Origin of the sequence: Pyrococcus sp. (assembly GCF_030153625.1) — an archaeon.
Taxonomy (GTDB): Archaea; Methanobacteriota_B; Thermococci; order Thermococcales; family Thermococcaceae; genus Pyrococcus; species Pyrococcus furiosus.
In genome coordinates, this window is record NZ_JASKLM010000005.1 from 1 (window position 1) to 23,134 (window position 23,134).

31 protein-coding genes and 2 pseudogenes are annotated in these 23,134 nt (G+C 40.3%); 25 read left to right on the forward strand and 8 right to left on the reverse strand.

Going from position 1 to position 23,134, the window contains the following annotated elements; translation table 11 throughout:
• From PWP39_RS01410 to PWP39_RS01435, 6 genes and pseudogenes are all read left to right on the forward strand, one after another.
• A pseudogene (locus tag PWP39_RS01410) lies at positions 1-348 on the forward strand (hypothetical protein); the annotation flags it as partial.
• Positions 349-476: 128 nt separating this feature from the next.
• Positions 477-671: a hypothetical protein gene (locus PWP39_RS01415; protein WP_237718483.1), complete on the forward strand. Its 195-nt coding sequence runs from the start codon at positions 477-479 to the stop codon at positions 669-671.
• A 2-nt stretch (positions 672-673) separates the two neighbouring features.
• Positions 674-1,438: a hypothetical protein gene (locus PWP39_RS01420; RefSeq protein ID WP_288072075.1), complete on the forward strand. Its 765-nt coding sequence runs from the start codon at positions 674-676 to the stop codon at positions 1,436-1,438.
• Between the two features lie 61 nt (positions 1,439-1,499).
• Positions 1,500-2,618, forward strand: a complete 1,119-nt coding sequence (locus PWP39_RS01425) for a 5-(carboxyamino)imidazole ribonucleotide synthase (protein WP_288072077.1) — start codon at positions 1,500-1,502, stop codon at positions 2,616-2,618.
• Positions 2,611-3,123 carry a 5-(carboxyamino)imidazole ribonucleotide mutase gene (purE, locus tag PWP39_RS01430; RefSeq protein ID WP_288072079.1) on the forward strand — a complete coding sequence of 171 codons (513 nt, stop codon included), beginning with the start codon at positions 2,611-2,613 and terminating at the stop codon, positions 3,121-3,123. The genes PWP39_RS01425 and purE overlap by 8 nt, the downstream gene beginning before the upstream one ends.
• 92 nt (positions 3,124-3,215) lie before the next feature.
• Positions 3,216-3,667, forward strand: a pseudogene (locus PWP39_RS01435) (alanyl-tRNA editing protein).
• Positions 3,668-3,748: 81 nt separating this feature from the next.
• Here PWP39_RS01435 and purT read toward each other — a convergent pair.
• The 3 genes from purT to PWP39_RS01450 form a co-directional block, all read right to left on the reverse strand.
• Positions 3,749-5,038 carry a phosphoribosylglycinamide formyltransferase 2 gene (gene purT, locus PWP39_RS01440; RefSeq protein ID WP_288072081.1) on the reverse strand — a complete coding sequence of 430 codons (1,290 nt, stop codon included), beginning with the start codon at positions 5,036-5,038 and terminating at the stop codon, positions 3,749-3,751.
• Between the two features lie 510 nt (positions 5,039-5,548).
• Positions 5,549-6,046, reverse strand: coding sequence for an ABC transporter permease subunit (locus tag PWP39_RS01445; RefSeq protein WP_353851427.1), 498 nt, complete (start codon positions 6,044-6,046; stop codon positions 5,549-5,551).
• Between the two features lie 38 nt (positions 6,047-6,084).
• Complete coding sequence (locus tag PWP39_RS01450) at positions 6,085-6,519, reverse strand: ABC transporter permease (protein WP_288072084.1); 435 nt, start codon at positions 6,517-6,519, stop codon at positions 6,085-6,087.
• Between the two features lie 219 nt (positions 6,520-6,738).
• Between PWP39_RS01450 and PWP39_RS01455 the strand changes: the two genes are divergently transcribed.
• From PWP39_RS01455 to PWP39_RS01525, 15 genes are all read left to right on the forward strand, one after another.
• The gene (locus PWP39_RS01455) at positions 6,739-6,969 is read left to right on the forward strand and encodes a hypothetical protein (protein WP_288072086.1); all 231 of its coding nucleotides are present in this window, start codon (positions 6,739-6,741) and stop codon (positions 6,967-6,969) included.
• Between the two features lie 26 nt (positions 6,970-6,995).
• The gene (locus PWP39_RS01460; protein WP_288072088.1) at positions 6,996-7,217 is read left to right on the forward strand and encodes a hypothetical protein; all 222 of its coding nucleotides are present in this window, start codon (positions 6,996-6,998) and stop codon (positions 7,215-7,217) included.
• Complete coding sequence (locus PWP39_RS01465; RefSeq protein ID WP_288072090.1) at positions 7,214-7,789, forward strand: stage II sporulation protein M; 576 nt, start codon at positions 7,214-7,216, stop codon at positions 7,787-7,789. Before PWP39_RS01460 ends, PWP39_RS01465 begins: the two co-directional genes overlap by 4 nt.
• A 5-nt stretch (positions 7,790-7,794) precedes the next feature.
• Positions 7,795-8,070, forward strand: coding sequence for a hypothetical protein (locus tag PWP39_RS01470; RefSeq protein ID WP_288072093.1), 276 nt, complete (start codon positions 7,795-7,797; stop codon positions 8,068-8,070).
• A complete protein-coding gene (locus tag PWP39_RS01475) occupies positions 8,061-8,324 on the forward strand; it encodes a hypothetical protein (protein ID WP_288072094.1) in 264 nt (87 codons plus the stop codon). Before PWP39_RS01470 ends, PWP39_RS01475 begins: the two co-directional genes overlap by 10 nt.
• A gap of 47 nt (positions 8,325-8,371) precedes the next feature.
• On the forward strand, positions 8,372-8,890 hold the full coding sequence (locus PWP39_RS01480; RefSeq protein WP_288072150.1) for a stage II sporulation protein M: 519 nt from the start codon (positions 8,372-8,374) through the stop codon (positions 8,888-8,890).
• Positions 8,891-8,895: 5 nt separating this feature from the next.
• Entirely contained in the window at positions 8,896-9,111 is a 216-nt protein-coding gene (locus tag PWP39_RS01485; RefSeq protein ID WP_288072097.1) for a hypothetical protein, read from the forward strand.
• Positions 9,112-9,464: 353 nt separating this feature from the next.
• On the forward strand, positions 9,465-9,827 hold the full coding sequence (locus PWP39_RS01490) for a hypothetical protein (protein WP_288072098.1): 363 nt from the start codon (positions 9,465-9,467) through the stop codon (positions 9,825-9,827).
• A gap of 6 nt (positions 9,828-9,833) precedes the next feature.
• On the forward strand, positions 9,834-9,995 hold the full coding sequence (locus tag PWP39_RS01495; RefSeq protein WP_288072101.1) for a hypothetical protein: 162 nt from the start codon (positions 9,834-9,836) through the stop codon (positions 9,993-9,995).
• A 72-nt stretch (positions 9,996-10,067) separates the two neighbouring features.
• Positions 10,068-11,132, forward strand: coding sequence for a hypothetical protein (locus tag PWP39_RS01500; protein WP_288072104.1), 1,065 nt, complete (start codon positions 10,068-10,070; stop codon positions 11,130-11,132).
• A 198-nt stretch (positions 11,133-11,330) separates the two neighbouring features.
• The gene (gene purM, locus PWP39_RS01505; RefSeq protein ID WP_288072151.1) at positions 11,331-12,338 is read left to right on the forward strand and encodes a phosphoribosylformylglycinamidine cyclo-ligase; all 1,008 of its coding nucleotides are present in this window, start codon (positions 11,331-11,333) and stop codon (positions 12,336-12,338) included.
• Between the two features lie 23 nt (positions 12,339-12,361).
• A complete protein-coding gene (locus PWP39_RS01510; RefSeq protein ID WP_288072108.1) occupies positions 12,362-13,183 on the forward strand; it encodes a 2-phosphoglycolate phosphatase in 822 nt (273 codons plus the stop codon).
• Positions 13,184-13,529: 346 nt separating this feature from the next.
• Positions 13,530-13,685 (forward strand): hypothetical protein, encoded by a 156-nt coding sequence (locus tag PWP39_RS01515; protein ID WP_011011548.1) that lies wholly within the window; start codon positions 13,530-13,532, stop codon positions 13,683-13,685.
• 15 nt (positions 13,686-13,700) lie between these two features.
• Positions 13,701-14,018, forward strand: coding sequence for a hypothetical protein (locus PWP39_RS01520; protein ID WP_014835144.1), 318 nt, complete (start codon positions 13,701-13,703; stop codon positions 14,016-14,018).
• A gap of 105 nt (positions 14,019-14,123) precedes the next feature.
• Entirely contained in the window at positions 14,124-14,261 is a 138-nt protein-coding gene (locus PWP39_RS01525; RefSeq protein ID WP_158295409.1) for a hypothetical protein, read from the forward strand.
• A 155-nt stretch (positions 14,262-14,416) separates the two neighbouring features.
• On the opposite strand, the gene PWP39_RS01530 is transcribed toward PWP39_RS01525, so the two are convergent.
• A complete protein-coding gene (locus PWP39_RS01530; RefSeq protein ID WP_011011550.1) occupies positions 14,417-14,764 on the reverse strand; it encodes a hypothetical protein in 348 nt (115 codons plus the stop codon).
• Here PWP39_RS01530 and PWP39_RS01535 point away from each other — a divergent pair, their 5' ends adjacent.
• Both PWP39_RS01535 and PWP39_RS01540 read left to right on the forward strand, forming a co-directional pair.
• Entirely contained in the window at positions 14,765-16,132 is a 1,368-nt protein-coding gene (locus PWP39_RS01535; protein WP_011011551.1) for an ATP-binding protein, read from the forward strand. It begins immediately after the preceding gene.
• Between the two features lie 209 nt (positions 16,133-16,341).
• Positions 16,342-16,497, forward strand: coding sequence for a hypothetical protein (locus PWP39_RS01540; protein ID WP_158295410.1), 156 nt, complete (start codon positions 16,342-16,344; stop codon positions 16,495-16,497).
• Positions 16,498-16,914: 417 nt separating this feature from the next.
• Here PWP39_RS01540 and PWP39_RS01545 read toward each other — a convergent pair whose 3' ends face one another.
• From PWP39_RS01545 to PWP39_RS01555, 3 genes are read right to left on the reverse strand one after another with little or no spacing between them, the layout of a single operon-like run.
• Positions 16,915-17,889: a Kelch repeat-containing protein gene (locus tag PWP39_RS01545; protein ID WP_011011552.1), complete on the reverse strand. Its 975-nt coding sequence runs from the start codon at positions 17,887-17,889 to the stop codon at positions 16,915-16,917.
• A gap of 1 nt (position 17,890) precedes the next feature.
• Positions 17,891-19,189 (reverse strand): PKD domain-containing protein, encoded by a 1,299-nt coding sequence (locus tag PWP39_RS01550; protein ID WP_011011553.1) that lies wholly within the window; start codon positions 19,187-19,189, stop codon positions 17,891-17,893.
• A gap of 42 nt (positions 19,190-19,231) precedes the next feature.
• Complete coding sequence (locus PWP39_RS01555) at positions 19,232-19,462, reverse strand: hypothetical protein (protein WP_223208996.1); 231 nt, start codon at positions 19,460-19,462, stop codon at positions 19,232-19,234.
• Between the two features lie 301 nt (positions 19,463-19,763).
• Here PWP39_RS01555 and PWP39_RS01560 point away from each other — a divergent pair, with 301 nt between their 5' ends.
• Positions 19,764-20,141, forward strand: a complete 378-nt coding sequence (locus tag PWP39_RS01560; RefSeq protein ID WP_014835145.1) for an ATP-binding protein — start codon at positions 19,764-19,766, stop codon at positions 20,139-20,141.
• A 501-nt stretch (positions 20,142-20,642) separates the two neighbouring features.
• On the opposite strand, the gene PWP39_RS01565 is transcribed toward PWP39_RS01560, so the two are convergent.
• Positions 20,643-21,779: a PQQ-binding-like beta-propeller repeat protein gene (locus PWP39_RS01565; RefSeq protein ID WP_014835146.1), complete on the reverse strand. Its 1,137-nt coding sequence runs from the start codon at positions 21,777-21,779 to the stop codon at positions 20,643-20,645.
• A gap of 1,015 nt (positions 21,780-22,794) precedes the next feature.
• Between PWP39_RS01565 and PWP39_RS01570 the strand changes: the two genes are divergently transcribed.
• Positions 22,795-23,022 carry a hypothetical protein gene (locus PWP39_RS01570; protein WP_011011557.1) on the forward strand — a complete coding sequence of 76 codons (228 nt, stop codon included), beginning with the start codon at positions 22,795-22,797 and terminating at the stop codon, positions 23,020-23,022.
• The last annotated feature ends 112 nt before the right edge of the window (positions 23,023-23,134 follow it).

A 23,134-nucleotide genomic window follows, 5' to 3' on the forward strand; every position in this document is an offset into this window, starting at 1 on the left:
TATGATAAGTGGGATGTTATAATGAAAAAGGTTCAAGACATTGTGGAAGCTATACCTAAAAATGGAACTTTATCAATTGTTCAGAGAGATTTAGAGAGCAATGGGGATAAATTTGCACTAAAAATCCTCAAATATTTATTAGAGAATAGCAATATGGTTTTCTTAATCCTATACGAGCCCTATACAGTACTAAAGTCAAATCTAGCTTGGTTAGGCGTAAACATTGAAGATTACCTTGGCAAGAACTTAATGATTTCTTTGGGAGTGTCCACAGAATCGAGAGAAACGTTAAAGGGGTATACGTTCTTTCTGGGGCAATTGATGAAGTTATTTTTATCAGCAAGCTAAAAGACCTAGCAAACAGCATAATAGGTAGAATAGACAAAGAAAAAGAATATTGGATCTTCACATATCTAACTTCAGGGATATGTAAACTATTTTCACATCCAAGTACTGTTTACAAGCTAGTCTTAGCAATGAAAGATGACGTCCTCAAGGATATCAAAGTAAAAACCATAGTAACTTATGTCCCCGTTGAGTGTCCAGTAATTGAAGATGTAATATATCAAGCTTCAGACATTGTTATTGAGACTAAGGTTCTTGGAAATAGAAGAGTCGGAATATTTTCAAAGGGTGGGGAAGGAATTTTTCCACTTTTTGAGGAGGGGTAGCCATGGTATCGTGGGATATAGAGTTTTTAGATAAAGAAGTTGGAGAGATAAAGAAACATTCCCTTATCCTAATACATGAAGAAGACTTACCATCGAGAGGGCGAGATCTTTTGTATTACATAATGGCAGAGAAATTGAGAAAGGGTAACTTAGTTGGGTACTTCAATATATCTTATCCTCTCCAGATGGTGTTTAGGGCTCTGGAGAGATTTAACTTGAACCCTATTGAACTTCTCCACTCAAGAATTTTGGCAATTATAGACACCTTTGGAAGTTTTTACGGAATAAAGACAAATCTCCCAGGAGTTTGGTATTTAGAAGGGATGCTCTCCTCTGAGACTCTACCTGGGAAATATGCAAAGGTTATAGAAGCTCACAAATCGGTGTGGGCGAGAGAGGGGATGTTCAAAGATAGAGACATTTTTGGATTTGCAGTTGCCATGTCCTCTTACATTGATATCTTTGGTTCGAGAGAGGAAACTTTGAGGTATTTAGAATTATCTGCAGAAGTTAGGAGCAAACACTCTGCATATAAAAAGTATCCGAGGGGAACAAACTTTTGGTTGTGGGTTGGAAAACGAGATGAGGGAGTTTTAAATTCTGTTTACAGAAGGGCAGATTATGTCTTGAGAACTAGGAGTAGGTTTACAGAGGAGGGAATTAAAAGGGAGCTCTTGGTTCTAAAGACCCCTGAACTCGTGGAAGATATTCCAGTATTTGAATATGAGTTCAAAGGAGATAAAATAGTTGGACGGAGAATTTGTTGACAAACTTCTGTAAATTTTTATACCCAAAACTATTTAAAATCTCCATATATGTGTAAATTTGATGATAGTGGGAATTCTTGGAGGAGGTCAACTAGCTAAGATGATGGCCCAAGAAGCCAAGAAGATGGGCTTTAAAGTAGCTATCCTTGATCCTCAAGAAGAACCTCCAGCTAAAGGAGTTTCCGACTATCACATTCAAAGAAGCTTCAAAGACGAGGAAGCAATAAGAAAGTTAGCGGAGATATCAGATGTTCTAACCTACGATATAGAGCACATAAATGTTCAGGCTCTAAAAGAGCTTGAGAAGGAAGGTGTGCAGATACATCCATCCCCTAGGATCCTTGAAATAATTCAGGATAAGCTATTACAAATGGAAGTCATGAAGGAAGCTGGAATTCCTGTCCCACGCTTTATAAAGGCAGATAAAGACGAGCTATTTGACAAAGCTTTAGAGTTTGGCTTCCCCTTAGTTCAGAAGACAAGAAGGGAAGGATATGATGGAAAGGGAGTGGCAGTGATAAGAGAGAAAAGTGATTTAACTAAATTAATTCCCGCGGATTCAATGCTCCAAGAGTTCGTGAACATTGAGAAAGAGATCGCTGTAATGGTGGCTAGGGATCAGGAAGGAAACACTGTAACGTATCCTGTCGTTGAGATGACGTTTAACGAGGCAAATATTCTCGACATGCTCATTGCACCTGCAAGAATTGATGAGGAAATAGCCGAAGAAGCAAAAAAGATCGCAATAAAGGCGATAAAAGCTTTAGATGGAGTGGGGATATTTGGGGTAGAGATGTTTCTGACAAAAGACGGAAAAGTATATCTTAACGAAATAGCTCCAAGGCCCCATAATTCTGGTCATTACACAATAGAGGCCTGCCTAACAAGCCAATTTGAACAGCACATAAGAGCCGTAACAGGCCTCCCCTTGGGAAGCCCCGAACTTTTAATTCCAGCGGTCATGTTTAACCTCCTTGGGGAAGGAAGGGGAAAGCCAAAAGTCATTGGAATGAAGGAAGTTTTAAAATTCCCTGGAGTGTATGTCCATATTTATGGAAAGCCTGTTGTTAAGCCTCTAAGAAAAATGGGTCATGTAACTGTTGTAAATAGGGATTTAGAAAAGGCTCTAGAGATTGCACATAAAGTTAAGAAAATAATAAGGGTGGTTGGAGATGCCTAAGGTTGGAATTATAATGGGAAGCGATTCTGATTTGCCCGTAATGAAGGAGGCCGCTAAAGTTCTAGAGGAGTTTGGAGTTGATTATGAAATAACAATAGTCTCAGCTCACAGAACTCCTGAGAGGATGTACGAGTATGCAAAAACTGCTAGGGAGAGGGGAATTGAAGTTATTATTGCAGGTGCTGGAGGTGCAGCTCACCTTCCTGGAATGACGGCATCAATAACAACTCTACCTGTGATAGGAGTTCCAGTTAAAAGTAAGGCCTTAAATGGGTTGGACTCACTGCTCTCTATAGTGCAAATGCCAGCGGGCGTTCCTGTTGCCACAGTCGCTATAAACAATGCTAAGAATGCTGCTTTACTTGCCCTTAGAATTCTTTCGATAAAGTATCCAGAAATTGCCGAAAAACTTGAAAGATATAAAGAAGAGATGAGAAAAACAGTTGAGGAAAAGGCCAAAAAGCTAGAAGAGGTTGGTTGGAGAGAATATCTAGGAGAGGACTGAGTTAATTTTTCGTTTCTTTGATTTTTATTAGAAAATTTGACAACTTATTAAATTTGAGAAATTATATAAAGTCTCGTTCAGCATGCAAAACTATGATAGAAGTCAGAACTCACACAGCTTTGCATGTTCTGAAAGGTGCTGTTGTAAAAGTTTTGGGAAAAGACGCTAAATGGACAGCAGGTGTTTATGTCAATGGAAACCACGGAAGGTTAACTGTTAAGTTTAATAGAAAACCAACCCAGGAGGAAATTAGGGAGATAGAGAGGCTTGCAAATGAAAAAAATTAAAGAAAATGTCCCCATACAAATACATAACCTTCCAAGGGAAGAAGCAGAAAAAAATTTTTGGAGAAGATATGTATGATCTCTTTCCAGTCCCAGAGCATGTCAAAACTCTTAAAGTTGTAGTCATTGAAGACTGGAATGTCAATGCATGCAATAAGGAACATACAAAGACAACGGGTGAAATAGGAGAAATAAAAATAAGGAAAGTTAGGTTCAGGAAATACAAAGAACTTCCCGAAATAAGCTTTGATGTGCTCTAAAATTATAACTAAAAGGATTGATGTATGTAGTAACCCACATATAACACAAAATTACAAAAATGGAAAAAAAATAACGGGAGTTTACAAGAGGTGTTTCCTTTTTTCGTAGTCTTGGGAATGCCAGTCGGAGCTTCTAGTTCTTAGCTCTATCATGTGGGCAACCATTTCTGCTTTCTTCTTTGCAACCTGAACATCTTTATCCCAGGCCAAAACAACTCCTAACCTCCTCCCTGGATAAGCTTCAGGCTTTCCAAATAGCCTAACAGTGGCATTTGGAACGCTTAAGGCTTTCGCTAACCCTCTGAATCTAGGTGAATACCCAGAGACCTTGGCCTTAATCACGTGAGTTGCTGCTGGAGTTAGCATTGGGAACAGTCTATAACCATCAACCCATTCTCCTGGGATTGGAAGGCCGAGAACTGCCCTTAAGTGAAGACCAAATTCCGAGAACCCAGGGGGATGAGAGGCCAAGGTTACCATCCCAGTATCGTGAGGCCTTGGAGAGACTTCATTGGCCCAAACTTTGTCTCCCTTGACAAACATTTCAACTCCAAATAGTCCAAGCCCTCCAAGGACCTCAGTTATTCTCTTTGCTATCCTGTAAACTTCCCTCTCAGCCTTTTCACTGATTTCAGCTGGTTGCCAGCTTGCGTGGTAATCACCATCAATCTGATAATGGCCTACGGGCTTTGGAAATGTAGTTACTATCTCTCCATTCTCATCGAAGTGTCTCACGGCCAACTCTGTAATTTCAATGTCAAAGTCTATGTGCTCCTCAACGATGATCTTCTCTGCACTTCCCCTCGCTTTAGTCTTGGCCTCTTCCCAGGCCTTGGGAATGTCCTCGGGACCTCTAACGAAGTATGAACCCTTTCCAGAGGAGCTCATTATTGCCTTCGTGTGACATGGATAACCTATCTTTTCACACGCCTCATATAACTCATCAAGTGTCGTGGCATACATGTAGCGGGAAGTGGGGACTTTCGCTTCCTTGACTAGGGTTTCCCTTAACCTTTCCCTGTGCATAGCTATCCAGGTTGCCTTGGCGTTTGGTACTACGAAGTATCCATCTTTCTCGAATTCAAAGAGTGCATCGAGATTTATTGCCTCGATCTCTGGGATTATTGCATCGGGCTTTTCCCTCTCAACAACGCTCCAGAGGAAGTCCTTGTCCATCATGTTGCCAACGTAAGATCTATGAGCCACCTGCATTGCGGGAGCGTTCGCATACCTATCGACAGCAACGACCTCAACACCAAGGCGTTGGGCTTCTATTGCTATTTCCTTTCCAAGCTCACCACTTCCCAGCAAGAGAATCTTCTGAGCTGAATCAGTTGTTGCAGTTCCGAGCTCATCACGAAGCTTTATCATATTAACCACCTCGGGCATTGACGTTAAAATGTTAAAAATTTAGTCTATTTAAGAATTTTTTGACAAAAAAGTGGCAAACACCCACTAACTATTGTTAAAATTAAACAATTATGTTTAACAGCAAGTGTCAAGATAAGTTGGGTATTACCTTCAGAAAATTATAGGGTGTAAAGAAGCTTTCCAACCATCTTTGAGCAGAAGCAAAATCTTCTGCCTAAACTTCAATCTCAACAGCTGAAAAGCCCATGGATACCAAGGATCCCTATCAACAACAAACAGACTCCACATTAGCCTCAACCCAGGCGAAAGCTCCTGATTATAGTCTTTAACCTGCGATAGTAAGTCCTCACCGTCTCATGATTCATCTTCTAGCTGTTATAAGACCGCTTATTTTTCTGGGGGGATGGGATAACACACGATTACAGCCAGGACTTTTATCTTGTTCCGCTTGAAAGGATTTTTAACTTCCTCAACTCATGATCAGAATTAACTCTAGTCTCATGTAAGTTTTCAGAGGACATTCATTTTGCTGAATCGTACATATGCAACTAAGATAAATAGTAGGGAGATTAACGCTAATATCAAAATATCTTGCCAAACTAAGCTCAAGCTTTCACTAAGGGGTCTGTCCTCAGTAATTCTCTCTTCATAAGCAAGAGCCGAAAAGATTTCACTGATTTGAGGCTTTCCTCCAAAAATTATCCTTATGATTTCCTGATAGTGGTAGTTTGGGGAAATGTAAAGAATTTTCTCTGCTGTGGTTGCTAGGTCAATCAGCCACGCTTGATACTCAGGGTCTTTAAGGAGGATCTCTTGAAGCTGCTCCTCAGTGAGATTTGTAACGTTTTCGGGAATATTGGGGATTGGGGGTAAGCCAGCCACTGCAAATGCCACTATTCCAGCGATTATTGAAAGCAAAAAGCTAAAGAAGACAAATAGGAAAATTGACATGATTAGAGCATTTTTAGATTTTTTAATGAGTATTGAAATTAACAGCCCCAAGCTCAAGAAAACTAATCCATAGAGCGTGCTGAAGGGAAAAGTTGCTAAAACGTCATAAGGTCATCTCCGGTTATTGGAACTCCTAAGACTAGTGCAAAAGCCACTGTTAAGATATAGAACAACACTAGGGCTACGCTAAGGGTTAACAAACTCCCCAGGAGCTTGCCGAGGAGTATCTCATCCCTGTGCACGGGTTTTGAGGCCATCAACTTTAGAGTTCCTTTTTCAATTTCTTCGTTTATTGCAGTTGCCCCAAGGAGGAGTCCTAATAAGGCTATTGAGTAGTTGAACGCATTGGAGAAGCTTGAGAGGAAGAGCATTTGGAAGGGCGTTTTATATAAGTTTGCACTTATACCAAGTCTTTTTGAGCTGTAAATCATTCCCAGAGAGATTATTGTGAAGAGAGCTATTATTATTTGAAATTTCCTTGTTCTAATGGTAACTTCGAAATCCTTCCTCGCTATATTGATTGCTTTCACGTCCATCACCAGTTCTTGAATAACAATTAGTTTGTTTAAAATAATTACTTTTTATATATTGTCGCTTGTTCAAACAAAATTATAAGGAAAAAAACATGGTGACAATAATTATGAAGAAAACTTTAAGTAGTATTTGTAATTACATAACTATGAAGAAATGTAAAGAACTTGGGGGTATCCTAAATGTAGAGGAAGGCCTTAGTTATAGGATTGGTGTTAATGACCATAGGAGTGATAGTAGGAGGAGTAGTTGAGGAAGCCAAGTTGGATATAGCATATGGTATCTATAAATGGCACAAAACAGGGGATTGGCGACAGGCCATTGGAGGAGCTAAAGCAGGTGCAGCAACGATAATAAGCGCCGAAGTGGCTAGAAGAGCAGCTATACGGTGGGGACTAAAAACTATAGCAAGAGCAATACCGTATGTTGGCATCGCAGTGTGGGCTTAAAGATAGATAATTGAGGTGGGGTCAATATGGAGAAATCATTTCTAAAGAAGTTTATCGGGCTGTTCGTTGTTGGGCTTATAATGGCTCTAGGAACAGCCATAAGCGTAGTTATATTGTTTAGGGATATTCTTCCCATTAACTCGACAACAGACTTCCTTGGAGCAACGCTAGTCTTTATGCTAATATATGCAGAGCTCGGCTACGTACTTGAGTTCCTCCTGCAAGGGGCTAAGGGGGTTCAGAGTTGAAAAGAAATACTAACAGACTAATTTTTGTCTCATCTTTGTTATTGTTTGTAGGATCTTTGGTAGGGATTTTTCTCTCATTTGATTATATAACCAATGAGACAATTAACAAACACGGAGAAATAAACGTTATGCCACTTTTGGAAAAAGAGTTCAATGAAGAAAAATTAAGTTTTTCTTATATCTTCGTTAACAATCTTAGAGTAGTCTTATTGCTTTCTTTTGGTGGTGTTTTGACCTTTGGCGGCTTAACATTCCTGAACTTAATTCTTAATGGCATAAATCTGGGGATACTATTTTATGATTCTCTGCTCTTAGGAGATCTCAAAGCCTTTTTCCTCTTAATATTTCCTCACGGTGTTTTTGAGATTCCTGGAATGATTATAGCCGGTGCTGCTGGTTTTAAAATTCCCTACGAAGTTTTAAGGTTTGCCTTGAGTAAAAAGGAAGAGATAATCACGGAAGAGGACGCTAAAGAATTCTTTAAGCTCGTGAGTATTTCAATAGTTTTAATATTCATTGCTGCTTTGATTGAGAGTACAATAACGCTTAAAATCGCCGAAAGCTTAAGGTGATTGAAATGTGGAGGAAGGCCTTAGTTATAGGATTGGTGTTAATGACCATAGGAATGGTGGTAGGAGGGGCTGTTGCAGTAAGTGATGTAAGCCTTTGGGCTTCTAGCGCTGGATATGCTTTTGTTGATGATGCTAAGTCGTTTGCATTATACAATAGGTATGCTCCCCTTGACATTTGCAGGGCTGGACTTTGTGAGCACACCCGCAGGGGTAGCATTTTGGCTTTAGCTACCTCATTATTTAAATTTTACGGGGAAAGGAGGGAATTAGCATGGGAATAACCAAGAAGGACGTGTTTTGGACTTTCATAGTCGCGATTTGGATATACAATACTCTCGCTTTACTTGACGTCTTGGGAATAACAGAAATCAAAGAGTTGATGTTCTATGCATTGGCCACAGTACCGCCGCTCTTCCTTTACCTATACCTCATGGCCTCACCACCAGAGCCAGACATAAAAACGATAGCAAAATTTGGGGGAGCATCAGTAGCCGTTCTCTCAATCTTAGGAGGATTGCATATAGTCTTAAAGTAAAGGAGGGGGCAGATATAAAACGTAATTTAGTCTCTATTTCATTTTTACTGTTTCTCATAGGATTTGTGCTTGGAACATTTTTATTGTCTCAAAGCCACATCATAAATGTTAATGTAACCCAAAAGCCACACTTGAATCCCCCAGAAAATAATATGGAGAACATCTTCATCCGCATACTAATCAAAAATATCAAGAGTATCTTGCTACTCTCTTTTGGTGGTGCACTAACTTTTGGAGGATTAACTCTTTTGAACTTAATCTTAAACGGCATGAATTTGGGGGTAATTTTTCATGCTTACTTAACCTCAGGAGAGCTAAAAACCTTCCTCCTCTTAATCCTTCCGCACGGTGTTTTTGAAATCCCCGGAATGATTATTGCTGGTGCTGCTGGTTTTAAGATTCCTTATGAACTGTTGAGGTTTGCTTTGGGCAAGAAGGGAGAGATTATTACGGAGGAGGATGCAAAGGAATTTTTCAAGTTAGTAGCAATTTCAGTAGTATTGATTCTCATCGCTGCTTTAATTGAGAGTACAATAACCTTAAAAATAGCTAAAAGCTTAAGGTGATTAAAATGTGGAGAAATAGCAATCTGACTTACTACCTAACTAAGAGATATACGAACTCAGAAGAGGCTGCGATTGTTGGAGGTGCTGTAGGAACTACTGCCGGATGGTTAGGAGGAAATGCTATTGATTATGCAAGTAAGTGGGCAGGAGAAAAAGTAGGAGCATGGACAGCGGTAAAAATGGATGCAAAAGTAGGAAGAAGAGTTAGGAACTATATTTAGAAGTCTTGTAGGTTTGACGGTAGGGTTAGCTGTGGGTACTGCGATTGGACATTAAGGAGGTGAGTCTGGAATGAATGTTTTAAGGGCACTTGCTTGGTTTCTTGTTCTTTTTTTTTTCTGTTGATGATAGCTACGAGGTTAACGGAAGATGCTGTTTTTGGTACTGTGGCAGGCCTCACTCTTGGAGCCTTCTTGGCCACCACCAAGTGCTCATGGAAAAATTCCATAGCGGCTGTAGGGCTCATCTTAGGACTCCTCATAGGTTACACTCTCCTCCCAAAATTCTGGCCGAGAGGAATGAAAATGCCGAATCTTAGGTCTGCTTTTCTCTTTTTAACATGGGGGTGTGTAGTATGGAGGGACGTTTGTTGTGGATCGGTGGCGTTGTGGCATTGTTGTCACTAATTTATGGTGTTTTTTCGGTTTCGGTGGTTGATTTGAAGCATGTTGGTGTCATGCTAGTGTTCTTTGGTGTCGCAGGATTTTCCTTGTATGGGGCGTTTAGGGTTTACAGGGAGTCTAAGATTAAGTGGTTGCTGTTTGGGGTGGGGTTTATAGTTGCTTCAGTTGCTGTTTCCCAGCTTACGATAAAGTTTGACGATCCAATTAGCGTCATAGTTGCAGGTCTAATAAGCCTCCTTACAATCTCCCTAATAGAAGCCACAAAAAAGATTCAAAATGACAACATGAGTTTTGAAAACGATATCGTGAGGTGAAGGTCAATGAATGATGAGAAAAAATCATTTCTGATACTCTATGCAGTTAACCTGATTATGGCAATAGCGATTTTTCTATATTTAACGAGAATCAAGGGTTATACCACTGAAGACATAACAAAAGTTGCCTTAATGGTCCTCCTGCCAGTCTTTCGGCCCAGATCTTAAAGTTATAGATAGGGTGAGGTCAAAGTGTTCTTTTTGGTGATTACTCTATCAAGTGAAAAGGGGTGATGGAGAATGTCCAAGAGGGCTACTATCTTGCTCTTTATTTTACTCTTCTTAGCCCAACCCTACTACGCTTATGCATTATTTGATAAAATACATTACACAATATTTTCCAACGGCACGCATGCATTGATCCAAACTGAGATAGCCCATTATTTTGTTGACTGTGGCATGGTAGATTGTTGGCCAGGAGTTTACTCCGTAGATTCATACCTCTTTTACTATGATCCCCCTCACATTTACCTCCTTAACTTAATCCCTGCAGCTAGAATTCTCATCTTCTCATCCCTACCCCATTACTTTCCCAGAAATACCATAGTTCATATAGATGTTTGGCCTCATTGGGCAGCTTACTTGAACAATTCCTGGTATGTTGATGTAAGTGTATTCGCGTATTTCCCTGAGCTTAATAAAGATCGAAACTACAAATACATTTACCTCCTTGACACAAAGAATTTCTGTGTCCGATTGAGCAATCAAACCTCCTCATCCCTTACTACCGAAAATATGAAGAGGACGATTAATGGTTGGAGCATTGAGATACCAGAAACCTTCAAAACTAATAAAACCAGCATTCCCGTTTGGGCAGACCTTCTAGTTGCTTATTCAAACATAAGCTCTTATTATGAAGAGTTGATCTATATGCCTCCTCCTTCCGAGATTTTGGTGTTGAACTCTTCGAGATTTCCGATCTACTTCATTCTCAAAAAAGGTGAAGAAACGAAGAACGTCACGTTACTTTACATAGAAAATCCTCCTCATGATAGAGTTAGTTTTCAACTTCCAGAGAATATCAGGATCATTAATGTGACCTTATGCAACCAACAAGTTTCAACTAATACTTCTACTCCAGGTCTAATTGAAACACCTCCTAAGGAAAACATAACAATGAAAAATATAACGAATACATCAACTGAAACATTAACTTCCAAGACCACGACAACCTCGCCACCAGTGAAAAATATAACCACAAGAAGAGACACAACTACATTCCCAACTACAACCACAGGAAGCATATGTGGACCAGGATTAATAATCTTACTTGCAATCTTCCTGGTTATTAGGAGAAGGATCTAGAGTAATTATGTGATAAGCCAAAAGAAGGTTGTTATTCCACTTTTTATCTTATTTCTCCTGGCCCAACTTCACTATCTCTATGCATTACCCGCTAGATTAACATTATACTGTCAATTTTATTATTTTTGGACTGATTTTTAGCCATAAATATGGCAAACCTTTTTAAGTCCCTAAAGCTACTTCTCCCAGGTGATATCAATGCTAACCTATGCACAGGCGGGAGTTGATGAGGAAAAGACAGCTAAGGCCTTGAGAGGGATAATAAACCTAGCAAGGGAGACGTTCAAGTTCAGAAAAGGAAAACTTGGTGAGCCAGCAGAAGATCTGGGCCACTATTCAGCCCTCCTTGATTTTGGAGACTTCTATCTCGCGATGACAACCGATGGTGTAGGAACTAAGGTTATAGTTGCCGAGGCCGTGGGAAAGTTTGACACTATAGGGATAGATATGATAGCGATGAACGTAAACGATTTGCTATGTGTAGGTGCCGAACCCGTGGCACTTGTAGATTACTTTGCAGTTAAAGAACCTAACGAGAGAATTTTTGAGGAAGTTGCCAAGGGGCTATATAAAGGAGCCGAGGAGGCGGGAATTACCATAGTCGGAGGAGAGACAGCAGTGATGCCTGACCTTGTGAACGGATATGATCTTGCCGGGACTGCAATAGGAATTGTAGAAAAGAATAAGGTGGTAACAGGGGAGAAAATAAGACCTGGTGACGCTGTTATAGGAATTTCAAGTTCCGGAATTCACTCTAACGGCCTAACCCTGGCAAGAAAGCTTCTAATTCCCAAATATGGACTTGATTATGAATATAAAGGCAAAAAGTTGTGGGAATGGTTGCTGGAGCCAACTAGAATTTACGTAAAGCCAATTCTGAAGCTTTTAAATAGTGTGGAAGTTCATGGATTGGCACATATAACTGGAGGAGGCCTTCTAAACCTCAAGAGGATTACAAACTATGGATTTAAGTTAAATATGCCTCCTATAACGGGGATATTTAAGCTAATCTATGATAACGGCGTTCCTTTAGAGGAGATGTTTAGGGTATTCAACATGGGTGTTGGGTTTGTCGTTGTAGTTTCCCAGGAGGAGAAGGAAGAGGCACTTCAAATATTAAACAAATATTATGATAGCTTTGAGCTTGGAATCGTTAGTGAAAAACCTGGAATAATAGTCGAGAACTATGGTGTAAAGTTTATTTAAGAATAGTCTAACACCGCTTAGGGATGAAAATGAAAATAGTGTTTGACATGGATGGGGTATTGTACAGAGGGAACACCCCAATAGATGGTGCAAAGGAAGTCATCGAGTTCCTAAAAGAGAAAGGGATAAAATTTGCATTTTTGACGAACAACTCAACGAAGACTCCTGAAATGTATAGGGAAAAGCTCCTGAAGATGGGAATAGATGTCCCCGCTGACTCAATAATAACTTCGGGACTTGCAACGAGGATTTATATGAAAAAACACTTTGAACCTGGGAAGATATTTATCATAGGTGGGAGGGGACTTGTAGAAGAAATGGAAAAACTAAACTGGGGAATCGTTAGTATTGAAGAGGCTAGAAAAGGCTTTTGGAAGGAAGTAAAATATGTGGTTGTTGGATTGGATCCAGAATTAACATATGAAAAACTGAAGTATGGAGCACTTGCAATAAGAAATGGAGCAGAGTTCATCGGGACTAATCCTGATAAAACATACCCTGGGGAGGAGGGAATTTACCCTGGAGCTGGTTCTATAATAGCGGCTCTAGAAGCTGCAACAGATAAAAAACCTCTAATAATAGGAAAACCTAACGAGCCTATGTATGAAGTCCTTAAAGAAAAGCTTGGTGAAGGAGAAATCTGGATGGTTGGAGACAGGCTTGATACTGACATTCTCTTTGCAAAAAAATTCGGGATGAAGGCGATTATGGTTTTAACTGGAGTTCACTCTCTTTCTGATATCGAGAAAAGCGGTATAAGGCCTGATCTTGTATTTCCAAGTATAAAAGAGCTTTTGGAATATTTAAAAATACTACATGATGAAGATAAAGAGGGCACCAAGTGAGGATAACTTTCAGGAATCTCTTAAAAACCTTGCATTTTCCTTTTGAAAACCTGTTGTCCTTCAATAAATCATTTTTCTGAATTTTCTTTGCTACTGGGTGTGTCACTCTGTTTGGCCAGCAGATTTGTCTATGTATTCTGTAGCATTCTCTAAGTCTAGAAGGAATAGTCTTCTGGCTATACCATAAGTTTGTAATTATCCCGTCATGTTGAGCACTGAAAACTTTAAACCTCTCAGCTATAAATAAGTAGATGAGCTCAATAAAGGGGTGTGAGAGTGAAAACATCCATTGTAACCCCTGCTATACCCTTGATAGTTCCAGCGGTGTTAGGGAGTCTCGAAAGATTTGGAAGAGCATAAAGCAAGAGTTGAGAAAAGAATAGACAAAATCGCTGAGATACTTGATAGGGTTGCGAGCGGAGATCTAAGCGTTGAAGACGAAGTAATTAGTGGAGAGTTAAGAAAGGGATCGAGAAACTTAGAAGATCCATTAGTGAGTTAGGGTTAATACAGGTCTATGGCTGTGATAAAGGCGCTGGACTTATCTGTGAGTATGCTGGAGCTTGATTTATATGGATTTCCAAAAACAGGGGTGATGTCTTTGAAGTTCATTATTATAAAAAGATTCAAGAATAGGGATGAGTTATGTAAGTTTTTGGAGAGATCAAATACAAAGTCTTCATTTGGTATCTTTAGGTTGATAGCCTTTATCTTTGCTAGTATCTTAGTTGAGCGTATGTTTCCTGGCTCTGAATTTGTTAAGAATATCGTGATTGTCGCACTGGGCTTAGCAATTTTTGTGACTTTTCCTAAATTGGGAGGCAAGGGAACATAAAAATACACTTTAAGTTTGTTGGAGGTGAAAAACAACGGACACGATAACTAAAATGCTTCCAGTTCCATTTATGGCAGTGGTTGCATACTTGCTATGTTTTCATCGATGTTTGCTCTTTGGGGAAACCCACTAAGGTATCTTGCAATAGCAGGCATTGTCCTCCTAACAATCCTTAAATTCTCAGCGGCAATGAGAAAAGGAGAAATAAGAAGGCTACTATTAAGGCTTAAAAAGAGCGTTTAATGGAAGAAAAACTTCAGTTGATCGTAATTTATGGGTAGAAAGGTGTGAGAAAGACTATAGCCTGGGACTTGGAGGATTTTGGAAAGTTAAGATATGGAAGTTCCATTTTTCGCTTTCTTCGAGCTCCCATCTTGCTGAAGGTAATGCTTGGAGAATTATAAATAGCGCTTTCTCGCCAACGGTCTCTTTTCAAGGAAATGCTCAATCTCGGTTAGAGCCAGCTTGGAGGCCTCCACAAGAACTTCACCGACAACTTCTTGCTTGGAACCTTCCCTCATCGTAACTACTCCAAATAAGCCTATCAACGGCCTTTTCCAGAATTTCATCTGGGACATCAGGATCAACCTGCTCAAACTTATCCTGAGGAAGTGTCTAGGAAGGCATAGAGTGAGCGAAATCGTGAACTTTAATACTTGAGAACACTCTCCAAAAGCTACCTTAGCATAAGCCGTTGCCGAAATTGTTAAAATGATAATTGCTATTATGATAATGGTGATTATCATATGTACCCATTCGTTGACAGAAAAGAGGAGCTTAAGGCCCTTAAAGAGCGTTTAACGAGAGAAAACTTTGAGTTGATTGTGATTTATGGGCGTAGGAGGGTGGGAAAGACTCGCCTTGTCCTCGAAGCCGTTAGAGACCTTCCTCACGTCTACTATCTGGCGGTTGAAGGCAATAATCTGAGGCATTTTAGAGAAACCGCTGAGAGGGTGTTTCCGGAAGTTAGATACTCCAGGGAAGACTGGGAAGGAACCCTTCACGCTTTAAAGGGAAAGATCATCGTTATCGACGAGTTCCCGAACTTGATAAAGGAAAATCCTCGTGTCCTTTCACTCTTTCAGAGGGTTATAGACCTCGACCTGTCTAATTCTAACACAAAGATGATTCTCCTCGGCTCCTCGGTAAGTATGATGACTGAGAAAGTTCTGAGCTACAAGAGTCCTCTCTATGGCAGGAGAACCGGCTCAATGAAGCTCAAACCAATGGGCTTCTTTTCCCTCAGGGTGTTCTTTCCCACAGCCAGTTGGGAGGAGCTCGTCGAGATCTACGGCATGACCGATGGAATTCCCTTCTACATAACTCAGGTTAAGCTCCCCTTCTGGGAGTGGCTGGAGGAAGAGCTTTCCAGCCCGGTGAGCTTCTTCAGGGATGAGGTGGACTTCCTCCTGAAGTATGAGTTCAGCGAGGTGAGCACCTACAAGAGAATTCTTGAAGCCATAGCCCTCGGAAAGACGACCCCCAAGGAGATAAGGGACTTCACAGGCCTGAGGCATTCCGATATAAGCCCCTACCTCAGGAACCTGATCGAGGCCGACCTAATAGTGAGAGAGGTGCCGGTTACGGAGAAGGGAACATCAAAGAGAGGACGCTACTATATTGCCGATAACTTCCTAGCTTTTTGGTTTAGATTCATCTTCCCGAACCTCTCGCGCATAGAGGAGGGGACGTTCAGCGTTGAGGAGATAAGGGACTCCTACGACCACTACCTCGGCCTTGTTTTTGAGAAGGTTGCGAGGCAGTTTTTGGTAAAGCTCAATAAAGCTGGCAATCTTCCCTTCAAGTTCACTAAGATTGGTCGCTGGTGGCACAAGAACGAGGAGATAGACCTCGTGGCTTTAAACGAGCGAGAAAAGAGGGCTTTGTTTGTGGAGGTTAAGTGGAAAAGCCTAAGTGGAAGGGAAGCGCGTGGAATTTTATGGGATTTGGAGAGAAAAAGCGAGCTTGTTGGACTGGAAGGATGGGAAAAGCATTACGGTCTAGTGGCTAAGGAAATCCGGAATAAAAATGCACTGAAAAGCGAGGGCTGGCTTGTATGGGATTTGGGGGATTTTGAAAGGCTTATTTCTCCTGGGGAAATCTCCTACCTTTGATATAACACTCGAGATAGAAGAACTGAAACGAGTGTTTATCGAGATTAGGGGAAGAAGATAAAGGAAACCTTCCCGCTCCAAAGTACCTGCAGATTAAGAATTAGGAGGAAGAGCTGAGGATGATCTATTCTGTCCTAAAGGATGATTCAAAGAAAAATATAATATAAAAAAGAGATGTCAAATTTGAAGTCCTCTCAAGTCTTCAAGCTTTGGAGTTTGCCGACTACTCTGAGAACACGAAGGAAAAAGCCCTCCAGAAGCTCTCTTCGATGGTTGATGAATTCTTAAGAGAAAAGACGACCTTCAAGACCCTCCAGAGGATCGGTCTTACAACCTTTGCCATCGAAATAATAAAATGGAGTTAGTTCAACAGAGCGGATGATATAAGAGGCTTTGAGAGCTTGGAATAATAGTCTTTAGAACTTTTGAGACCAGAGATGAGGGTTCGTATTCGTGAATAGATGGGAAGAAGGAAAATAACTGTTACCACACACGTTATATGGTCCCTAGAGGAACCAGTAATCTAGGAGAAGCTCTCGTTTGCTGGTTTTTACTATAGTTCAAGCAAGGAGTGTGACATTGTGATAAAAGGGCGGAAGTTCTTCGGGATTGAGGTCAAGTACGGCGAGGTTAAAACGGAATCAGACCATATGCATCTCGAAGGATGAAGTTGGTGAGAACGTGTATCCTGTTTCCCTCTATCTCTATGGGCTGGAAAAAAGCGGGAAGTCAATATGATAGCCTTGTTTCAAAAACTCAGAGACAAAACCTAAGGCTCAACGCTAACCCTTAGGCGTGAAAATTACAATGTATTTGTTGGGACCCGGACCTCTCCCACCGACTATGTATATCCTCCGACCGTCCCATCCTCCCGGGGCCTGTCCAAGAGGGTACGGAAGGGTTCCAACTCTTGTTAGGGTATTATTCTCGGGAACGAAGAGGTAGATGTTACGGCTGAAATTAACGTTGTCGTCAAAGCCGCCAAAGATGTATATTCCCCTGTCAGTCGCTACCGCCGTCCTGGCCCAGTATTTGTCGGGGAGTCTAACTTGTGCCCAGACAAGGTTTTTCGAGGAAGGATCAAAGACCGCTATCCTATCGCCGTGTACGAAGTATCCTTTACCTTTGTACCACACTGCCGCATACTTTGAAGTTCCCGGAAAGACGAAACCCTCTGGAAAACCGAGATCGAGACATTGGAACTTCTTTGCATAGGGGTCAAATGAATAAGCGGAGAGGTTTCCATTTAGAAATCTAACGAAGAGATAAGCCTTTGAGCCGTCCCAGAGGAGGGAGAGCTGATCGTAGTCTCTAAAGGGCATCTCCGCGAATTCCCTCATGCTCCCGTTCTCAGGGTTATACGCGTAAACGACCGGGACTAGGGTGATGTTACCGGGATTCATGCCTCCAAAGAGCAACACTTCGTTGTCTATCCACAAAGCAGGTACATCCACCACGAAGGGCACATCGAGCTTTCCAACCAGCTCAGACTTTCCATTCTTCAACCGGTACACCCTATGCTCAACTTGCTCTCCCTTAACCAAAACCTTAAGACTCATCATGAAGGTCGAGTTGTCCACCTTCACAAAAAACCCGTTTCCAAGTCCTATGAGAACATCGTGGTCAATTTCTATGAGTTCAATATTATTAGTGACTTGCATGCTATTCGGTTTAGATCCGAAAGAATTCCATGCCCAGTGTCCAGCTATCCCCAATATCAGAAGAAAAAAGAGAGTCAAGAATAAACCACGCTTCATGTCATCCACCCCAATAAAACGGTATAGTTAGAGTTTTTCCGTTTAGATATTTGACTTTCAGCGAACCCTTGTATTTTCCCTGCTTATAAACATGAAACGGAACAAAAAAGTCAGACGTTGTTCCATCTCCAAAGTCCCACATTATGGAGAGAATCTCATCATACGTCTCTAATAAAGGCACAAACAAGTAACCATTGATCTCTGGAACATATATTACCCGTACTGCGTCTTTGGTTAGGGTGGGAGGTTTCTGGACATAAAATCCCTTAATAACCAAGATTAGTGCCCGCTTCATTCTACTAGATAAAGCGGGAGGAACCTTAAAGTTTAGTGTTATATTGTCCCCTGGTGTCAAGACAGCATAATGTCCATCATCCTCTAGGAGTTCCTCTGTGATTTCTCCCCCTATATCCGAGGTAGCTAATAAGGGTTTTTCTTTTACAATATGATAAGAGGCATTTACGGGAATTCCATATTCTATAGAATATAGCTTATGATCATTTAACTCCATTTTTAATTTGGAGATATCTTTATCGGTGAAAAGCGCATATCTATATGGAAACATTCGGGGATATAAATGGATGCTCTCAACAGACTTGTTTTCGTAAACTTTATTTACTTTAAAAGAATATGAGGTCTTCACATATGGAGAAACAATAACAAGATCAGTCTTTAGCCTGTTAACATTGCTACTTGCAATTTCCGTTGTAAATCTTGTGTTTAGTCTTGTGTGTATTGGGATATACAGAACAATATTTCCTTGTGGATCCAGACTTAATTCTAAACCTTGGGGATAATCCACAACTAGTAATTCAATGGAGTCTATGTAACTTGTATCCTGTTCAAATTCCTGAAGTTGAATCGAGTAAATGTTTTCCCTAATTGTATGCGAATTGTTAATCAAGTAATAATCAGTCAAATCCATATGTTTTCTGGGTTTTAATATCTCAGATTCCACTAGAACAGTATTTTCTGGGACATACTCAATGCCATTCCATGTGGACACATAGGGGCAACCTATGACTTGTAGAGCAGGCTTGTATGATACGTGCCATAAAACCCATTTCTGCCAATCTTCATCAAACCATTCAACCACATACCCGTCAACATTATGAACATTGTCTGGAAATGTGTATGGGGATTTTACATAAAAATACTGATTGTGGCCTAAAATACTCCCTCCAAGCTCTACAAGTTTTCCATCATAGGGATATGCAACATTTATGTAGATATCTGCAGAAAATGGGGCACTATACGCGTTTCCATGAAACTCTAAGTAATATCCTGCCCATCCTGGCATATTTTTTCTCACTCTATATATATTCTCTTCACCATTAAGATTCTAAGGGGGCTTTCCAAACTGAATTGTTCCTGTTTTTGCTACCACATAACCATTGTAATACTCAGTTTCTGGATCTTCTTGCCAGAGTAAATTCATTGCAAAATTATAGACTTTATAAGCGGCTTCTAGCACTTCGGTCCATGAGACACTACTAGATGCTGCAACGTGGAATCTCGTGTATCCAATATTCTCCATGTAAAATCCTGCCGCAAGTAATGAAATTACCAACATATAGGCAATTAATTTTTTCATTATGGCATCACAAGATTAGCTTACTACAATTTGGTTATTTTAATTTTTTCGGTATTTAGTTTAATAAACATGCATCTGTCTGTCCAAAAGCATAATTAAAAAGCCACTCATCACATCCAAGAACCTTTTAAACCTCAAAACTCCCAACCATACTCGAAAGACTTTTAGCCTTGACTACTACTCCAAAACCTTCGCGGAGCGCTATTATGAACTCTGAGGTGAAAAGGGCCTTTTCAATATCCAAATCGACCCTCGCAAACTATTTGGGGTACCTTAAGGAGTGCTACTTTGCATTCCCCTTGAGGTTTATTACTCCAAGGTAAAGCACGGAATGCAGCACCCTAGAAAGATATACTTCGTTGATACATCGTTTCTGACGTTTCTGAGCGTAAAGTTCAGTAAGAACATGGAAAGGCTGATGGAGAACACGGTTTTTATCGAGCTTCTCAGACGTGGAAAAGGGGTTAACTACGCCCTTGGGAAGAACTGGGGGATTGATTTTGTCCTACTCATAAAGGTTAGCTACGATGTTAGTGATGAGGGAACACTCAGGTGTGAGGTGAATGCGCTGAGGAAGGTATCAAGGGAATTCGACTTTAAAAATGCCCTATTGATTACATGGAATTCAAAAAGGAGGATAGAAAGGGAGGAACTATGATAGAGATTGTTTCATTGTGGAAGTTCTTGATTGGGGATTATACTTGATTAGCAGGGAGATCCGATAACAAGAGCTAAGAGTGAAAGGAGTTTCTAGTTTGGGATTTAATGGATTTTGATAGGTCAAGGATCACTACAGGTGCTAACTAACGCCTGTCACATTTTCAGCCATATTTGAGTATTCTGGACACTATTTTGTGTTTCCTAGATAAAATATTGGAAAGTGATGAACATGAAATTCTTGGAGCGGTGATAGTATTGCTGAGAACCTTTGATAGCTTAGACCTCTATAGTAGTGTTCTCACTTCTATTGATAGCTAAGGGAATTGATGCTCCTTTACTAGTAAAAAAGTTCTCGTCAAATGAAGCCAATGTTTTCAAAACAACGCCACTACTACCTCCTTTCACTCATTATAGTTGGATTTGGGATGTCAACTTCCCAAGAAGTAGGTCAGCTTAATGAGGACTGAAGGGTTAGTCTTACATTTTCCTTTTGAAAGCTTCACCTTTTAGGGCGGGATCGCATCTTCCTTAATATTATGGTGATCATGACAAGAATGATGGTCGTAAAGATAATAGTGTAGTGAGTTTTCTTCGGTTCTTTCTCTATGCTTAGATCAACAGTGGGGACTTCAAGCTTCACAGGAAATAATTTCATTTCTAGGGGTTCCTCTTTAAAGTTGATCTTGATGGCGTAGCACTTCGTTGTTTCTTCGTTCTGTTTAAGTGGAATAGTTATTATCGTTCTATTTGATAGAATAATTAAGGAACCTTTTATTATCCCCATGGCCTTTCCAGAAACGTTAAGATATGTAAGTGGATTTCCTTCGGGGTTTATGATGAAAGTTCCTGTTGTTGTACTAAAGGTGCAGATTTCCTCGTTGCAGAAGGATCTTTGTATCTTCATAATCCAAAAGGCGTCCCAATCACTTTCTCCTGGACAGTGATAGGAGTTGAACCATTTTATCTTTCCCTCTTGGGATACCTTTAATGCGAAGTAATCGGCTAACCAGGGGGCATCACTCCCTCCTCCATAGACGCCTGCAACTATTTCTTCACCGTTGACAACATCGGGGCGATCATAATAACCTGTATTGACTATTTTGGCCCAGAGAAGAGTTCCATTCAAGGAGAGAGCACCAAGAAGAAGGTGGGACTTTGGATCATCATTGAGTCTGATAGTTCCAACTACGAGAATTGTTCCATTAAGAGGGCCAAGTAGCTTCAATTTGGTTCCATTTGCAATGAATCTCCTGGCCCAGAGCAGGTTTCCGTCTGAATTAATCAGTCCAACGAGGTTATCCTTTAGAAACGCAACATGGCCATTGGGCAAACCAATGGCATCATCAACGCTTATGTTTTTTACCCAAACAACTTTTCCATTATTGTCAACTTTAGCCAGAATTTCACCGAGGAGAAGGACACCGTTATCGGAGGAGCTAAGGCGTTCAAAGCTTATTTCCTTAATTTGAACTTTCCAAACTGGCTTAATATTCTCATCCAACCTTATGAGAGCGTTGTTCTCATCTAGGGTGTATATTCCATCTGATATGATGGCATCCTTGAACAGCAAGTCTTGGGCTAGTACACTGCTTAAAAACATCAAGAGTAAAAATGAGTAGAAAATCTTACAATTCACATCTATAACCTCCTTAAGATTTTGCAAAATATTGACTAGCAGATTTGTCTGGAGCGAAGCATCCTCCACAGTGTGAGTTTACTTGAATTGAAGGGTCGTTGAGGCTGATACCCATTGTGTTCAATGTGGAAGAGATAACTAAAAGTGCTCCCAATATGGCCATAACAACTTTCCACTTCACAAGATCAATCCTCCTATAATTTCACGTTATATGCGCTAGGTAAGATATCTTTCTTAAGTCTTTGTGTATTCTCCTCTCTTTAAATAACAAGGTCATAAGTAATTTCATTAATCTATTGTTTTTATCTTTTTGTTGAAAATAGGTTGTTCCATAATCTTCTCCTTCTCCCTAGATTTGTTAAGACCAGTCTTACATTCAGAAGTCAATTATATTGCAAGTAGTGAGGTTAAGATTTCTTTTAAAAATTATTCCTGTTTTTAAGGAAATCCAATTGAAATTTCTATCTAAGGATCAAAGTTTCGTTAACATTCAGCTAAGTTTACCTTTATTTTGAGACCTTATAATGATATAAAATGGGGACTTAATTAGTTATACAAAATCCCCAGTGGATAGAGCCAAGTGCAATATACGAGGACTAATGTGTTAAAAAGTCCTCTTTTAGGAACCTGGGATTGGCTACCTCTTTGAATCTTAATTGACCCGAGACAGGTCGGTAAGATTACCTACATGAAGCTCTCCATAGTAAACCTTAAACCTTATTGAAGCAGGAGTCGATCCAAGAAACATTCTTTACTTCTCGTGAGATCCCCTTAAAGACTATCGCGAGATAGTTTCCGTTATTAAATCTCTTTCTCCATAGCGTAAAGGGAAGGCATGCGTCTTCCTTGATAAGGTACTTCGTTGATAACTGGGAGCGAGCAGTTAGTTCCTCCTTGATTCCCCTCTTGCCTTAAGAATAGTGCTTCAAGTTACGAGTTCGATTTTAGCTGGGCTAAAATCTTTAAACCAAAGTTAAAGAACCTCGAGCTTCCCTACAGGTTTCCAAGGACAACTGTGGAATTCTACGAAAATGTCCTCGGACTCTACTCATATCTAGATGTCCTAAGCGGGACACTAAACTTTTATTTCTTCTCTGGAGGTTATCTAAAGTTGATCTATGAATCGCTAGGAGGAGGAATAGCTTCGGAAATCTACAAGATGCTCTACAATACAGCAATTTTTGACATTATTAAGTTGATTTCAGGAGAACCTTTGGAACCGGACCTGGCATTGATAGGATGATCAAGGGAATTGTGGGTGAGCACTTAAAGCAATTCTATCAAACCTACTTCTTCAGGACTTTCCAAGGATTGGGATAAAGAAGATACTCCTCTCAAGGGACAAACTGGAGTTC